Source organism: Xylophilus sp. GOD-11R (assembly GCF_033546935.1).
Lineage (GTDB): Bacteria > Pseudomonadota > Gammaproteobacteria > Burkholderiales > Burkholderiaceae_C > Xylophilus.
In genome coordinates, this window is sequence record NZ_CP137854.1 from 3,765,413 (window position 1) to 3,779,819 (window position 14,407).

Here is a 14,407-nt window from a genome sequence, read left to right on the forward strand (position 1 = left end):
GGGCCGGGGCAGCCTCACTCCGGCTCGATTCCTGCCGCGCGGATCACCCGGCCCGTCTTCTCCGTCTCCTCGGCCTGAAAGCGGGCCAGTCCCTCGGGTGTGCTGGTGACGATAGTGGTCACGTTGGTGGTTTCGAACGTTTTCATTTCCGGGGCCTCGAGCGACTTGTGCACCATGGTGTTGAGCCGCTCGGTGAGCGCCGGGGAAGCTCCCGCCGGCAGGTAGAGGCCGGTCCAGACAGCCAGTTCGAAGCCCTTGACGCCGGCCTGGTCCATGGTCGGCACCGCTGGCAGACGACTCAGGCGCTCAGCGCCCGATACCGCCAACGCCCGCAGCTTGCCGCTGGCGACCTGCGGCAGCGCGGTCGGTCCGTCGGTGAAGAGAAAGTCGACCTGGCCGCCCAGCAGGTCGGCCACGGCCTGCGGGTTGCTCTTGTAGGGCACGTGAACCAGTTGCAGGCCGGCGGTCTGGCGGAACATCTCGGCGGCGATTCGGGCGGTGGCGCTACCCGCGCCGTAGGTCACCTGGCCCGGCTCCCTGCGTGCGTGGGCGACCAGGTCGGCCATTGACATCACCGGCGATGCCGAGTTGACCAGCAGCACCATGAAACCCTTGTAGACCAAGCTCACCGGCGTGAAATCCTTCACCGGATCGAACGGCAGGTTCTTGTAGAGAAATACACCTGCCGATTGGGTTGTGCCACCCGACAGCAGCAGGGTGTAGCCGTCCGGCGGCGCCTTGGCCACGAAACGCGCAGCAATAAAGCCGTTGGCGCCCGGCCGGTTGTCTATCAGCACCGGCACCTTGTATTGCTCCGACATGCGCTGGGCCATCAGCCGCGCCACCTGGTCGGTGCCGCTGCCGGCCTGGTAGGGCAGCACGATGGTGATCGGCCGACGGGGAAAGTCGTCTACCGCGAACCCCGTCCCCGGCCAGGCCCAGGACGACGCGCCGATCACGACCAGCGTTGCCGCCCGGCGACGTGAAATGAATACCTCGCGCATGCGCGTCTCCTTCTTGTCTGCCGGGTCAGCCAGCCCCGCTGCTTTGCAAATCAATCTTTTTGGTGGTGGGGAAACCCAGCCGGCCGTTGTGCCCGAAGGTGTAGCCGTGATTGCGCAGCGGGTCGCCGGTGACCACCAACATGATGTGTTCCGGCGCCCAGACGATAGGCACGAGCCGGTTGGGGTCGTCCGAGGTGCCGTAGAGCTCGCGTGGCATGTTGCCGGCGGCCACCTGCTCGGCCAGGTTCCAGATGGCGTGGTCCTTCCAGTCGCGCAGCATGCGTTCGAACTGCCATGCAGGGATGCGGCATTGCTCGAACAGGAAGCGCTTCACGTCGTCCTTGGACCAGCCGCAGGCCGCGATAGTCTCGGCGACGATCGGCGTGATGAGCGCCAGCGGCCGCAGCGTGCCGAAAGCCGCGCCCATGGTGAAGGAGATCTGCCAGTGGGTCTGGTTGACGATGCTGTCGGCCAGGTAGGGCAGCAGCTTCTCGGGCGTGTTGCCGGACATGGAAGTGACCATGCCGCCACCCGTATAGCGCGCGATCGTGACCGTGCTGTCGTCCGGCCCCAGCCCCATGTCCACGCTGAGCGGCTGCCAGCCGATGCGGCGCACTACCTCGTCGTTCTCGGCGATGACCACGCGCCAGGTGTTGCCGAAGCAGCCCTTGTCGGTCTTGTGCGGCAGAAAGCCCGCCACGTTGCGCAGGTAGAGCCGCCAGAAGCGGCCCACCGACGTATTGGGCTGGAAGCCGTCGCGCATCACACCCTGGGTGTAGTTGAAACCCAGCTTCTGGATCACCGGCCCGTTGAGGATTACCAGCGTGTCGCCACCGGGCGTGTTGCCGCTGTGCTCGTTGCCATAGCCGGGGTCGCACATGGCGTCGATCATGCTGACCAATAGCGGCATGTATTCGGGCCGGCAGCCGGCCATGACGCCGTTGACCGCCACGTTCCACACGGTGGCGACACGATTGTCGGGCAGCAGCACGCCGAGCACCTCGTCGGGGCTGCGCCGGGTGTGCGCCAGGAAGGCCTCGATGCGCTCGCGCGTGGGCGGCACCACCGGCAGGCCGTCGCTCCATTCGCGTTCGATGAAGTATTCGTTGAGCTCGGTCAGTCCGCCGCGAAACACCACGTCACGCGGATCGGGCTCGCGTTCGCCGCCGCCCTGCGCGGCCATCGATGTGGTGAGGTTGTCGATCACCTCGGTCAGCGTGTGCTCGCGGAAGTTGTCGCGCACCTGCTCTGTCGTCTGCACGCCCGGGTGACCGACGATGGTCGCCCACGGGAGATCGCGGAAGCCGAGTCCGACACGGGTGGCCTTGGCCTGCGAGACGAAACCCGCCGACACCAGGGACGAAGATGGGATCCCCGCCGCCTCGCACGCTGCACTGGCCCGCAACACGGCGGGCGTACAGCTGCCTCAGGCGGCGACGGACGTAATGACCGCGTCGATGCCGGCGGCTTTGAGCTTGGCGGGCAACTCGGCCACCATCCGGCGCTCGTCGTTGCCATGAATGCTGCCCCACTCGTCCCAGTGGGAGAAGCTGATGCCGGGGTAGCGTTTGGTGAACTCTTCCTGGATGACCCCGTACATCGCGTCGCCGCGAAACAGGTAGTCCCAGAGAAAGGCAATGCGCTTGCCGTCGAGCGTTGCCGGGCGCGGCGCCAGTTGCTTGCTGGTGACCTTGCGCACTCCGCGCGGCCAGTAGGCCTCGAAGTAGCCGTCGTTGGGGGTGGAATCCATGGTGATTGCCTCAGCTCGTCCGGTCGCGAAAAAAACGCATCGCCTCGAGGCCGCCACTTGGGCGCCAGAGCAGCGCAAGGGCGGCCGTACACGTTCTGGATTATTGGCGCGGCCCCCCCGTCGACGGCACAAGAACTGCGAAAGGAGTTTTCGTGTCTGAGCGATAGTGGGCCCGGCAACGTTCGCGGCAGGAGCGACCCTCACATTGCTGCTCCCCCGTGGCCCCCGTGCCGTCCGATCGACTGCCCGAAAAACTCGGTGAAGGCCCGCACCTGCGGCGAGCCGGCGCGCGAGCGCGGGCTGACGAAATGCAGGACACGCACCGGCATCTGCCAGTCGGCGTAGGCGCGCACCAACGCGCCACTGCGCAGGTGGTGGCAGGCCAGCAGGTCAAGTACGCAGGCGACGCCTACGCCTGCCAGGGCTGCTGCCAGCGCATCGTGGCCGCTGTTGAAATGCAGCGCGCCACCCGGTCGCACCTGCACCGACTCGTCGCCGCGGATGAACTCCCAGGGCCTGCTGGCGGGCTGTCCTGGCTGCAGCACACCGATGCAGGCGCGTGGCTCGATGTCGCGCGGATGCGGCGGCAGCACCCCCTTCCACGAAGGCGCAAAACACACCACGTGCGCCGACTCGCAGACCGACTCGGTCAACAGGTCCGGCTCCGGCGTGGCGTCCAGGCGCAGGGCCACGTCGAAGGCCTGGTCGGTGCTGCGACCGGCCGCGCTTCCCAGCGATAGCGAGGTGCGGATGCCCGGATAGGCCTTCGCGAAGTCCGGCAGCCGGGGGCACAGCAGCGCGCTTCCCAGCGAAACCGACGCTTGCAGATGGAGGCGTCCGGCGGGCCGGCCAGCGCGGCGGCGTACTTCGTCGTCGGCACGGGCCACGCGCGCCAGAATCTCGCGGGCATGCAGCAGATAGGCCTGGCCTTCCTCGGTCAGGCCGAAACGGCGGGTGTCGCGGTTGATCAGTGTCACGCCGAGGTGCCGCTCCAGGTTGCGCACCCAGGTGGTGGTGGCGGCATTGGCCTGATCCAGCGACTCGGCCGCACGCGAGAAGCTGCGGCACTCCGCCACACGTACATACACCTCCATCGCCGACAGCAGATCCATCGCAGCTCAATGCTTCTTTCTCGACGTGCGGATCGCCGCCGTGCGTGCCACGGGCGGCCGACGCCGCGCGGCCACTGCGTCGAGCAGAAAATCGGTAAAGGCCCGCACCTTGGCCGACCCGGTGCGCGACTTGGGCGCGACCAGGTAGAGCGACTTGGCAGGCGTGGTCCAGTCCGGATAAAGACGCACCAGCGATCCCTCGGCCAGATAGGGCTGCGCCAGGATGTCGAGCACACAGGCGACCCCCATGCCGGAGCGCACCGCCTGCAGCAATTCCGCGCCGGAGTTCAGATGCAGTGGGCCGTCGGGCCTTATTTCGACCACTTCGTCGCCGCGCGCCAGGCGCCAGCCGATGACCGCCGACCGTTGCTCCAGCAGGATGCCGAGGCAGGCGCGGGAATCGAGCTGGGCCGGATGGGCCGGCAACGCAGCCCGCAGTGCCGGAGCGCAGCAGACCACGTAGGGGGTTTCGCAGACCGGCCGCGCCACGAGATCGGCGTCTTCCACATAACCTACCCGCAGGGCAACGTCGATCGCGTTCTCGAATACGTTGTTGGGCTGATTGCTCAAGGTCAGCGCCAGGACGATGTCCGGATAGCGCCGGGAAAACTCCGGCAATAGCGGACAGACCAGCGCGTGTCCCAGCGAGATGGTGGCCTCCACATGCAAGCGGCCACGAAGCTTGCCGAGCTGGCCACGTACCTCGGCCTCGGCCTGCGCCACGCCAGCCAGGATCTCGCGCGCGCCGGGCAGGTAGGCGCGCCCCTCGGTGGTGAGTTCCAGGCCGCGCGCGGCCCGGACGATGAGCGGCACTTCGAGGTGGCGCTCCAGATTGCGCACCGCCGCCGCTACCGTGGCGTTGGCTAGGCCGAGCGACTGCGCCGCGCGTGCGAAACCGCCGCACTCGGCCGTCTTGACGAACATGCGGATGGCGGCCAGACGATCGATGGAATAACCCCTTTGAAAATTTGCGGGTGCTCGCAGCAACCGGGCGTTGGCGCAAGGTCCATGCCGTTGACCGCATGGCGGTCAGACCACGGGAAAAACCGCTGGGCCGTTGAAAACTGGCTGCAAGTTGTCGTCGGCAAACACACTGTTGCTTCGCGCGCGGACAAAACCCGCACAAGAGCCGGATCAACCCGACGCGGCACGCAAAACAAGAAAACACATTTCGTGATCGCCGGGTGCAGCAGGGCGTTTTGAGGAAAAGAATGCCGCCAACACTGAGGCATCTTCTATGACCGAGCGAAAGCATCACCGGCATCCGCCCGAGCGCTTGACTCAGCCCCCGCGCCGGCTGGCCCGCCCGGATGTCACACAACCACGACAAACCGAACGCCGGCCACCCCGGCGCGCATGAGTCCGCAGCCCGTCCGCCGTGTCGCGTGCGTGCAGGGGACCGCCCCGGGGTTACCGCATCTCAGGCTCGGCAAGGTGAGGCTCGGCTTATGCGCTCCCGTGCCCCAAGCCACTTCGAACGAAAGCGCTCGTCGCGCTCCCGACCGGGATCGCGCCACTTCCCGGGCGGTTGCGGAAACCCTTGCTCGGAGGCGCAAGGGCGCCACCCGCCGTCCGCGCATCCGACCGCGCACCGCCCCAGGCGATCGGCGATCGGCGATCGGCGATTGGCGATCGGTGATCCATGGCACAAATAACGGAGACAAACATGACAAACAGACGGACTTTGCTGAAAGCCGGTGCCCTGCTGGGTGCCGCATCCGGTCAGTGCGCGCTGCGTGCCCAGAGCAACGGAAAAACCGTTCGGCTGGTGATCGGCTTCCTGCCGGGCGGCGTCACCGACGTGATCGCCCGGACGCTTGCCGACGGCCTGAACAAGCTCAACCCTGGCGCACAGGTCATCGTGGACTCGCGCCCTGGAGCCAGCGGCCGCATAGCGGTGCTCAACGCGAAAAACAGCCCGCCGGACGGCACCACGCTGTTGCTGTCGCCCGGCAACGTGCTCACGCTGCTGCCGCATTTCTTCAAGAACGACGATCTCGATCCGATGGTCGACCTTGTACCCGTGGCAGGCGTGTTCGCCTTCGCGTACGTGTTCTCGGTAGGGCCGGCAGTGCCGGCGTCGGTGGTGACGATGAAGGACTATCTTGCCTGGGCCAAGGCCCATCCGGAAAAGGCAACATTCGCGGGTATTTCAGCGGCGCCACAGCACCTGCTGACGGCCCAACTCTCGCGAACTTCCAGCACACCGCTCACGCTGGTCCCCTACAAGGGCGGTGGTCCGCTGATGGTGCAGGACGTGTTGCGCGGCGACGTGCCCGCCGTCGCGCAAATCACCGGTGACGCCCTCCAGTGGCAGGGGCCGGACAAGCTGCGCACCCTGGCCAGTTTCACCAAGGCGCGCTCGCCCTTCCTGCCCGATGTGCCGACCATCGGCGAAGCCGGATTCCCCGACCTGATGGTGTCCGACTGGGGCGCGGTTTACGCGCCACGGGGCACGCCGCCAGCCATCGTCAAGCGCTGGAGCGAGGCGATCCAGCAGGTGGTTTCGCAGCCGTCCTTCAAGGCCGCAACTGCAATGCAGGGCGCCGAGCCCTATCCGACCAACGCCATGCAGATTGCCCAGACCATGCGTGAGGACACGCCTTTTTGGGGCAGGCTCGTCGCGTCCACCGGGGTGACGATGCAATGACGGTCGCGTTCGACTACGTGCTCGTAGGTGCTGGCGCCGCCGGCTGCGTGCTGGCGCGCCGCCTGGTGGACTCCGGCGCGACAGTGTTGCTGCTGGAAGCCGGCGGCGAAGACCGGCATCCGTATGTCCGCATCCCCGCCGGCTTCTTCAAGATGCTGCGCAGCGGCCGCGCCGACTGGGGCTATTCCGTAGAACCGCAGGCCGGCCTGGACGGGCGTGCCTTTGCGTTCCCCCGGGGACGCATCGTGGGCGGCAGCGGCTCGATCAACGGCATGGTGCAGGCCTGGGGCCTGCCATATGACTTCGACCGCTGGGCCGCCGAGGGCTGCAACGGGTGGTCATTCCAGGAGGTGCTGCCCTACTTCATGAAGTCGGAGCACTACGCTGACGGCGACCCGCGCACCCGCGGCCGAGACGGTCCCATGATGGTCTCCGGCTATACCGACGCGCATCCGGTCGCCCACGACTTCCTGCGCGCGGCCACCGAACTTGGCGTGCCAGTGCATGCCGACTACAACAGCAACGGCGGCGGCAGCGGCGTGGGCCTGTCGCAGCAGACCCGCAGAGGCCGCCTGCGCGAGACCGCCGCCACCGCCTACCTGCAGCCGGTACGCGACCGGCCCAATCTGGAAATGCGCACCAATGCCCTCGCCTGCAACGTGCTGACCGACCAGGAGCGCCGCGCCACTGGCGTCGTCTACCGCCAGGGCGGCCGGCGGCACACGGTGCGGGCGCTGCGCGAGGTGGTGCTGTGCGGCGGCGCCATCAACACGCCCCACCTGCTGCAACTCTCGGGCATCGGCGACGGGCCGGCCCTGCAGGCCGCCGGCATTGTCGTGCGGCACCACTTGCCGGGTGTGGGCCAGGGGCTGCAGGACCACTACGCCGCGCGCGTTGTGCGTCGGGTGCACGGCGTCTCCACGCTCAACCAGCAGGGTCGGGGGGCCCGGCTGGTCGGCGAGGTGCTGCGCTACCTTTTCAGCGGTCGCGGCATCCTGACTTATTCACCATCGTTTGTGACCGGTCACCTCAAGAGCGAGCCGGTACTGGAGCGGCCCGACCTGCAGGTGTCCTTCATTCCGGGTAGCTTCCGGGTCGGCGGCAAGTACCAACTGGAACGTGAGCCGGGTATCACGCTGGGCATGTGGCAAATGCGGCCCGAGAGCCGGGGCTATGTGCGCACTCTGTCGCCCGACCCGGATCAAGCCCCGGCCATATCGCCGGCCTATCTGGAGTCGCCGGTCGACCAGCGCTGCATAGTGGCCGCTCTCCACTGGTGTCGAAGATTTTTGTACGCACACGCTTTCGACGGCTATGGCGCAGAAGAGGTGCAGCCGGGCGCCAAAATTCGGTCGGACGAAGCGTTGCTGAGTTATGCGCGGCAGATCGGCGGCAGCGTGTTTCACGCGGCCAGCACCTGCCGCATGGGCGTCGGCTCCGACGCAGTCGTGGATCCTGAATTGAAGGTCCACGGTATTCGTGGACTGCGCCTGGTGGACGCCTCCATCATGCCCCACCTCACTTCGGCGAACACACACGCGCCGACAGTAATGATTGCGGAAAAAGCTGCAGACCTTTTGCTTCAAAGCACCTCTTTTTAGCCTGATACGCCAGCACCGGCGCAAAAGAATTCTTTGAGAGAATGCGAATTGCTGGAGTACCAAGCACGTGATCGAGCGTTGTCTGCTGTCCTTTCAGTCCACCTCCGAGTCCGCTCCCCGCAACTTGCATTGCGAATCTCACCTCAAAAACAAAAAGGCTGCAATCCTTGCGAACTGCAGCCATTGCTTTTTGTGGCATCTGATGTGCGACAGAGCTGACAATATTTTCCAACCCATTGATGGCAATGAGTCCCTGGCGGAAGCGGTGAGATTCGAACTCACGGATCCTTGCGGATCGCCGGTTTTCAAGACCGGTGCAATCGACCACTCTGCCACGCTTCCATTGGGTCCGGCGCCCGCATTGCACGGGAGCCGGCGCCGATTCTAAGCGGCCCCGACAGCCGCACCGGCATCGATGCGGATCAGTCCTCCAGGAACAGCCCCTGCAGGTCGTTGAGAAAGTCGAAGCCCTTTTCGGTCGGCCAGACGCGGTGCAGGTCGCGTTCGATCAGGCCCTGCGATTCGGCCTCGGCCAGCGGCTTGGCTATTGCCGTGACGGCCAGGCCGGTGCGGGCGCTGAAGTCCTCCAGCGCGAAACCGTCGCGCAGCCGCAGCGCGTTCATCATGAATTCGAAGGGCAGGTCGCCGCGGGCGACGTCGTTCTCGCGGGCCAGCGGACGGCCGGCCAGGGCCTGGCGCATGTAGAGCTCCGGCTCGCGAAACCGCACCTGGCGCACCACGCGATGCGCGAAGGTAAGTTTGCCGTGCGCGCCGGCGCCGATGCCGAGGTAGTCGCCGAAGCGCCAGTAGTTGAGGTTGTGACGGCAGGCGTGGTCGCCGCGGGCATAGGCCGATATCTCGTAGCGCTGCAGGCCGTCGGCAGCCGTCATGGCGGTAATGCGGTCGAGCATGTCGTAGGCGTCGTCGTCCTCCGGCAGGCGCGGCGGATGCTTGGCGAAATACGTGTTGGGCTCCACCGTCAGGTGGTAGATGGACAGGTGCGGCGGCTGGAAGGACAAGGCCGTCGCCACGTCGGCCTCCAGCTCGGCCATGGTCTGTCCGGGCAGCGCGTACATCAGGTCCAGGTTGAAGGTGGAAAAAGCACTGGCGGCCTCCTCCAGCGCGGCGCGCGCCTGCGCACCATCGTGTACCCGGCCGATGGCCTGCAGGTGGCGGTCGTCGAAACTCTGCACGCCCACCGACAGCCGCGTGACGCCGGCCTGCCGGAACGCCCGGAAGCGGTCGCGTTCGAAAGTGCCGGGGTTGGCTTCGAGGGTGATTTCGCAGTCGGGGGCCAGGCGCAGGCGGGCGCGGATGGCGCCGATGAGCCGCTCGATCGATTCCGGCGAAAACAGGCTGGGCGTGCCGCCACCGAAGAAGATGCTGATGACGGTGCGGCCCCACACGATGGGCAGCGAAGCCTCCAGGTCGGCGATGAGCGCATCGACATAACGCGCCTCCGGCACCTCGCCGCGTGACTCGTGCGAATTGAAGTCGCAGTAAGGGCATTTGCGCAGGCACCAGGGCAGGTGCACGTACAGCGACAGCGGCGGCGGCGCGCCGAAGCGCAGCGTGCCCATGCGCATGTAGTGCACCGGATCGGCGATGGCGCCGTCGCCGCGCTCCTCGCCCGCGGCCAGGATGGGGATGTGGCTCATGCCTTATCCAGTAACGCCGTGAAGCCGGTTTCGACGGGCCACTGGCGTTGCCCCCGGCAGGGGGTAGGCGCAGACACGAAGTGCGCAGCCTGGGGGCGAGCCCAATCCTTGCGCAGCCTGGGGGCGAGCGTCATGTCAGCCAACGTCCGATGACCAACTCGACCATTCCGCGCGCGGCGGCACCCCGGTGGCTGACCGAGTTCTTCACCGCCGGCGGCAGCTGCGCGAAGGTCTTGCCGAACTGCGGCAGAAACATGACCGGATCGAAACCGAAGCCCTGGTCGCCGATCGGCTCGCGGGTGATCTCGCCGACCGCCCGGCCGGAGGCGATCAGCGGCTCCGGGTCGTCGGCCGAGCGCACGCCGACCAAGGTGCTCACCAGCGCTGCGCGGCGGTTGTCCACGCCCTGCATCTGCTCCAGCAGCGCACGCACGTTGTTGGCGTCGCCCTTCTCGTAGCCGAAGCGGGTGGCGTAGTAGGCGGTGTCCACGCCCGGCAGGCCGCCGAAGGCGTCGACGCACAGGCCGGCGTCGTCGGCGATGGCCCACAGCCCGCTGGCGCGCGCCGCATGGCGGGCCTTGGTCAACGCGTTCTCGACGAAGGTGCGGTAGGGCTCCTCGGCCTCGCCGATGCCCAGCGCCTTCTGCGGCACCAGTTCCACGCCGAGCGGCGCGAACAGGGCGTCGAGCTCCGCCAGCTTGCCGGCGTTGTTCGAGGCCAAAACGATCTTCATGCGGCCACCTTCGCCGGCAGCGCGGCGGCCAGGGCCTGCGTCTGCAGGGTGACGAGTTCGCCGATGCCTTTTTCGGCAAGGGCGAGCAGCCGGTCCATCTCGGTGCGGGTGAAGGCGACGCCCTCGGCCGTGCCCTGAACTTCCACGAAGTTGCCGGCGCCGGTCATGACGACGTTCATGTCGGTGTCGCAGGAGACGTCTTCCACGTATTCCAGGTCGAGCAGCGGCACGCCGCCGACGATGCCCACCGAGATGGCCGCCACATGGCCAGTGATGGGCGAACTCTTGAGCTTGCCGGCCGCCAGGAGCGTGGAGACCGCGTCCTGCGCGGCGACGAAGGCGCCGGTGATGGCCGCGGTGCGGGTGCCGCCGTCGGCCTGCAGCACGTCGCAGTCGAGATGGATGGTGCGTTCACCCAGGCGTGCCAGATCGAACACCGCGCGCAGCGAACGGCCGATGAGGCGCTGGATTTCCTGGGTGCGGCCGCTCTGCTTGCCGCGCGCGGCCTCGCGGTCGCTGCGGGTGTGGGTGGAGCGCGGCAGCATGCCGTATTCGGCGGTGACCCAGCCTTCACCGGAGCCGCGCTTGTGCGGCGGCACTTTTTCTTCGACGGAGGCGGTGCACAGCACCTTGGTGTTGCCGAACTCGATCAGCACCGAACCTTCGGCGTGGATCGTGTAGCCGCGGGTGATGCGGACGGGCCGCAGCGAATCGGCGGCGCGGCCCTGGCGCACGGTCTCGCCGGTGGAGGAAAGAACGGGCGCGGCGGTGGTGGCGGATGTCATGGTCGGCAAAAAGGAAAAGGTCGAATCGGTTGAAGGAAAGATCGTGGCGCCGACGCGGCGAGGCGCCGGCCGCGAAAAATCGCCGGGCCTACCGGCGAGAACGCAGCGCGGTGCGGCGAATGGCCTCGTTGATCTCGGCGATGGAGCGCTCGATGGCGGCTTCGTCGAGTTCGTCGCGGTCGGCGCGGTCCTGCAGTTCGGTCGGCGTGGTGGAGGCAAAACCGTCGTCGGACGCGGATTCTTGCGCACCGGCGAGCCCGGCTCCGGCCTCGGAGGCTTCCCACTCGAAAGCCACGGCGGTGACATTGTCGCTGGCCGCGCCTGCGCCCCGCAGTGCGCGCTCGACCAGCTCTGGCACCGACTCGGCCACCGGATGCGCGCCGAGCACCTTGGCGATCTCGCGGTCGGACAGCACGCTCCACAGCCCGTCGGAGCACAGGATGACCCGGTCACCCCCCTCCAGCGGCGTGGTGTCGGACATGTCGACCATCGGCCGCACCGGCGAGCCCAGGCAGGTGAACAGCACGTTGCGATTGGCCACCTGGCGGCCCAGCGAAGTGCCGATTTCGGGGTATTCGGCGTAGGAGTGGTCGCGGGTGCGCTTCTGCAACCCGCCCCGGCGCACCAGGTAGAGCCGCGAATCGCCGCAATGCGCCCAGGTGGCCGCGCCCTCCTGCACCACGCAGGCGACGACCGTGGTGCGCGGGCAGTCGGGCATGTGCTTGCTGCCGGCATAGGCCAGCATCTGGCGATGGGCCGAGAAGATCGCTTCGTCGAGGAAGGCTTTCACATCGGGCAGGGTCGGCCGGGCACGGTTCTGGAACATGCTCGAAATGGCCTGCAGCGCGATCTGCGCGGCCACCTCGCCTTCGGGGTGACCGCCCATGCCATCGGCCAGCAGAAACAGGCCCGCGTCGCGGGTGTAGCTGTAGCCCATGCGGTCTTCGTTCTTCTGACGGCCGCCCTTGCGGCTGACCTGGAAGACGCTGAACTTCACGTGTTGCTCCCGGCCGGGCGCTCGGCGGTGGCGCCGGGCGGGCCCTGCCGACGGGGCTTGAGGGTGTCGGCCAGCAGCATGTCGATCTGCAGTCGCACCCGCTCGGCCACCGACAGCCGGGTGTAGCGCCGCTCGATCAGCCGGCCGAGCTCCTTCTGCAGCGAAAACACCGACTGCGGCCGCGCCGACGGGTCGAGCGCCATGCACCACTGCACCACCTCGAGCAGGTTGTCCGAATACACCCCGCGCAACTTGGACAGCGAGATCGGCAGCCGGTCCTTCTTGATGCGCTGGGGCGCGTCGGTCGGCGGAAAACCCTGCATGCAGGCGTACATGCAGGCGCCCACCGCGTAGATGTCGGTCCAGGGGCCGAGGGTGGCGTCGCGCTTGTACATCTCCGGGGCGGCAAAGCCCGGGGTGTACATGGGGCGCACGAAGTAGACCTCCTTGTTGAGCACCTCGCGCGCCGCACCGAAGTCGATCAGCACCGCCTTGTTCTCGTCGGTGATGAAGACGTTGGCCGGCTTGATGTCGAGATGCAGCATCTTGTGCTGGTGCACGATGCGCAACCCGCGCAGCACCTCGTCGAACAGGGAGCGGATGGTGGACTCGCGGAACACCTTCTGGGTGCGCTGCTCGCGTGCGGCGATGATGAAATCCTGGAGCGTGTCGCCTTCCAGGTAATTCATGACCATGTAGACGGTCTCGTTCTCGCGGAAGAAGTTGAGCACGCTCACCACCGAAGGGTGGGAGATCTGCGCGAGCGCCCGGCCTTCCTCGAAGAAGCTCTTGAGCCCGAGGCGGTAGAGCGAGAGTTTCTCGGGCGCCACGTAGGGCACGAGCTGGTCGCCGCCGCGGCTGGCGAGCGACGAGGGGAGATATTCCTTGATGGCGACCAACTGGCCTTCGGGCGACCGCGCCAGGTAGACGATGCCGAAGCCGCCAGCCGATACGCGTCGCACGATGCGATAGCCGCCGACCAAGGTGTCGGGGGCGAGCGGCGATGGCTTGGATCGGGTGGGTGCGGCGGGCATGGCGGGCGATGGATGCGGCAACCAGTGAAGTGCTGTCGACGCGCCATCGGGAAGGGTTCGCCGACCCGTTATTCTCGGAGCGTTTCAACGATCCGTGAACCTCATGGCAGTCTACAGCATGACCGGCTACGCAAGCGCGCAGCAGACCCTCGCCGCCACCCCTGCCGAGGGCATGGCGCGCAGCGCGCCCGCACGCCGGCTCGGACTGGAAATCCGATCGGTCAACAGCCGCTTCCTGGACCTGACCTTTCGCCTGCCCGACGAACTCCGCCCCCACGAAGCCGCGCTGCGCGAGCGCATCGGCGCCAAGCTCAAGCGCGGCAAGGTCGAGGTGCGCGCCTCGCTCGAGGTCGATGCCGAGGGCGGCCTGCCCGAACCGTCGGTGCGCCTGCTGCAGCGCCTCAACGCCCTGCAGGACGGCGTGCGCACCTGGCTGCCCTCCGCCGCGCCGTTGTCGGTGGCCGACGTGCTGCGTTTGGCCTCGGGCACCGAAAGCCGCGGCGGCGAACCGGCTGCGGCCGTGCTGGCCCTGGCCGACGAAACCATCGCCAGCCTGCTGGCGGCCCGCAAGCGCGAAGGCGGCCGCCTCGCCACCATGCTCAAGGGCCACACCGCGCAGCTGCGCACGCTCGCCGAAACCGCCGCGCCGCTGGTGCCGCAGCTGGTCGAACAGCAACGCCAGCGCTTCCTGGAGCGCTGGACCGAAGCCATGGCGCTCACCGAAGGCGCCACCCTGCCCGAGGCCGCCCAGGACCGAGCTTTGTCCGAAGCCACCGCGTTCGCCATCCGCATCGACGTGGCCGAAGAGCTGACCCGGCTGGCGTCGCACCTCGACGAGATCGACCGGCTGCTGGCCAAGGGCGGCGAGCTCGGCAAGCGGCTCGACTTCCTCATCCAGGAACTGCACCGCGAGGCCAACACGCTGGGTTCGAAGTCGGCGGTGCTCGAAATGACCCGCATCAGCGTGGACATGAAGGTGCTGATCGAGCAGATGCGGGAGCAGGTGCAGAACATCGAGTGAGCCGCGCCGGTGCCGGGCACAGGCACAATGACGCCCCGCGGCCCATTCAGCGCCGCCCGAAT

At 67.4% G+C, this 14,407-nt stretch carries 13 protein-coding genes and 1 tRNA gene; 3 read left to right on the plus strand and 11 right to left on the minus strand.

The window, feature by feature from the left end; translation table 11 throughout:
• Nucleotides 1-14 precede the first annotated feature (14 nt).
• From R9X41_RS17460 to R9X41_RS17480, 5 genes are all read right to left on the minus strand, one after another.
• On the minus strand, nt 15-1,004 hold the full coding sequence (locus R9X41_RS17460) for a Bug family tripartite tricarboxylate transporter substrate binding protein (RefSeq protein ID WP_318631714.1): 990 nt from the start codon (nt 1,002-1,004) through the stop codon (nt 15-17).
• A gap of 25 nt (nt 1,005-1,029) precedes the next feature.
• Nucleotides 1,030-2,358, minus strand: coding sequence for a UGSC family (seleno)protein (locus R9X41_RS17465; RefSeq protein WP_318631715.1), 1,329 nt, complete (start codon nt 2,356-2,358; stop codon nt 1,030-1,032).
• A gap of 72 nt (nt 2,359-2,430) precedes the next feature.
• Nucleotides 2,431-2,754: a UGSC family (seleno)protein gene (locus R9X41_RS17470; RefSeq protein WP_318631716.1), complete on the minus strand. Its 324-nt coding sequence runs from the start codon at nt 2,752-2,754 to the stop codon at nt 2,431-2,433.
• Nucleotides 2,755-2,954: 200 nt separating this feature from the next.
• Nucleotides 2,955-3,866, minus strand: a complete 912-nt coding sequence (locus tag R9X41_RS17475) for a LysR family transcriptional regulator (protein WP_318631717.1) — start codon at nt 3,864-3,866, stop codon at nt 2,955-2,957.
• A 6-nt stretch (nt 3,867-3,872) separates the two neighbouring features.
• The gene (locus R9X41_RS17480) at nt 3,873-4,790 is read right to left on the minus strand and encodes a LysR family transcriptional regulator (RefSeq protein WP_318631718.1); all 918 of its coding nucleotides are present in this window, start codon (nt 4,788-4,790) and stop codon (nt 3,873-3,875) included.
• Nucleotides 4,791-5,508: 718 nt separating this feature from the next.
• Here R9X41_RS17480 and R9X41_RS17485 point away from each other — a divergent pair.
• Both R9X41_RS17485 and R9X41_RS17490 read left to right on the plus strand, forming a co-directional pair.
• Nucleotides 5,509-6,516 (plus strand): Bug family tripartite tricarboxylate transporter substrate binding protein, encoded by a 1,008-nt coding sequence (locus tag R9X41_RS17485; protein ID WP_318631719.1) that lies wholly within the window; start codon nt 5,509-5,511, stop codon nt 6,514-6,516.
• A complete protein-coding gene (locus R9X41_RS17490) occupies nt 6,513-8,117 on the plus strand; it encodes a GMC family oxidoreductase (RefSeq protein ID WP_318631720.1) in 1,605 nt (534 codons plus the stop codon). Before R9X41_RS17485 ends, R9X41_RS17490 begins: the two co-directional genes overlap by 4 nt.
• Before the next feature lie 254 nt (nt 8,118-8,371).
• Here R9X41_RS17490 and R9X41_RS17495 read toward each other — a convergent pair.
• The 6 genes from R9X41_RS17495 to R9X41_RS17520 form a co-directional block, all read right to left on the minus strand.
• Nucleotides 8,372-8,459: transfer RNA gene (locus R9X41_RS17495), tRNA-Ser, on the minus strand.
• A gap of 80 nt (nt 8,460-8,539) precedes the next feature.
• A complete protein-coding gene (gene hemW / locus R9X41_RS17500; RefSeq protein WP_412556620.1) occupies nt 8,540-9,775 on the minus strand; it encodes a radical SAM family heme chaperone HemW in 1,236 nt (411 codons plus the stop codon).
• 130 nt (nt 9,776-9,905) lie between these two features.
• Nucleotides 9,906-10,508, minus strand: coding sequence for an RdgB/HAM1 family non-canonical purine NTP pyrophosphatase (gene rdgB / locus R9X41_RS17505; RefSeq protein WP_318631721.1), 603 nt, complete (start codon nt 10,506-10,508; stop codon nt 9,906-9,908).
• Complete coding sequence (gene rph / locus R9X41_RS17510) at nt 10,505-11,293, minus strand: ribonuclease PH (RefSeq protein WP_318631722.1); 789 nt, start codon at nt 11,291-11,293, stop codon at nt 10,505-10,507. The genes rdgB and rph overlap by 4 nt, the downstream gene beginning before the upstream one ends.
• An 88-nt stretch (nt 11,294-11,381) precedes the next feature.
• Complete coding sequence (locus R9X41_RS17515; RefSeq protein WP_318631723.1) at nt 11,382-12,290, minus strand: PP2C family protein-serine/threonine phosphatase; 909 nt, start codon at nt 12,288-12,290, stop codon at nt 11,382-11,384.
• A complete protein-coding gene (locus R9X41_RS17520) occupies nt 12,287-13,324 on the minus strand; it encodes a serine/threonine protein kinase (RefSeq protein ID WP_318631724.1) in 1,038 nt (345 codons plus the stop codon). Before R9X41_RS17520 ends, R9X41_RS17515 begins: the two co-directional genes overlap by 4 nt.
• A gap of 103 nt (nt 13,325-13,427) precedes the next feature.
• Here R9X41_RS17520 and R9X41_RS17525 point away from each other — a divergent pair, with 103 nt between their 5' ends.
• Nucleotides 13,428-14,345, plus strand: coding sequence for a YicC/YloC family endoribonuclease (locus R9X41_RS17525; protein ID WP_318631725.1), 918 nt, complete (start codon nt 13,428-13,430; stop codon nt 14,343-14,345).
• The last annotated feature ends 62 nt before the right edge of the window (nt 14,346-14,407 follow it).

Coding starts and splice junctions, on each gene's coding strand:
- R9X41_RS17460 (WP_318631714.1), bottom strand. CDS start 1,004: ATGCGCGAGGTATTCATTTCACGTCGCCGGGCGGCAACGCTGGTCGTG.
- R9X41_RS17485 (WP_318631719.1), top strand. CDS start 5,509: ATGGCACAAATAACGGAGACAAACATGACAAACAGACGGACTTTGCTG.
- R9X41_RS17525 (WP_318631725.1), top strand. CDS start 13,428: ATGGCAGTCTACAGCATGACCGGCTACGCAAGCGCGCAGCAGACCCTC.
- R9X41_RS17490 (WP_318631720.1), top strand. CDS start 6,513: ATGACGGTCGCGTTCGACTACGTGCTCGTAGGTGCTGGCGCCGCCGGC.
- R9X41_RS17475 (WP_318631717.1), bottom strand. CDS start 3,866: ATGGATCTGCTGTCGGCGATGGAGGTGTATGTACGTGTGGCGGAGTGC.
- R9X41_RS17520 (WP_318631724.1), bottom strand. CDS start 13,324: ATGCCCGCCGCACCCACCCGATCCAAGCCATCGCCGCTCGCCCCCGAC.
- R9X41_RS17480 (WP_318631718.1), bottom strand. CDS start 4,790: ATGTTCGTCAAGACGGCCGAGTGCGGCGGTTTCGCACGCGCGGCGCAG.
- R9X41_RS17470 (WP_318631716.1), bottom strand. CDS start 2,754: ATGGATTCCACCCCCAACGACGGCTACTTCGAGGCCTACTGGCCGCGC.
- rph (WP_318631722.1), bottom strand. CDS start 11,293: ATGACATCCGCCACCACCGCCGCGCCCGTTCTTTCCTCCACCGGCGAG.
- hemW (WP_412556620.1), bottom strand. CDS start 9,775: ATGAGCCACATCCCCATCCTGGCCGCGGGCGAGGAGCGCGGCGACGGC.
- rdgB (WP_318631721.1), bottom strand. CDS start 10,508: ATGAAGATCGTTTTGGCCTCGAACAACGCCGGCAAGCTGGCGGAGCTC.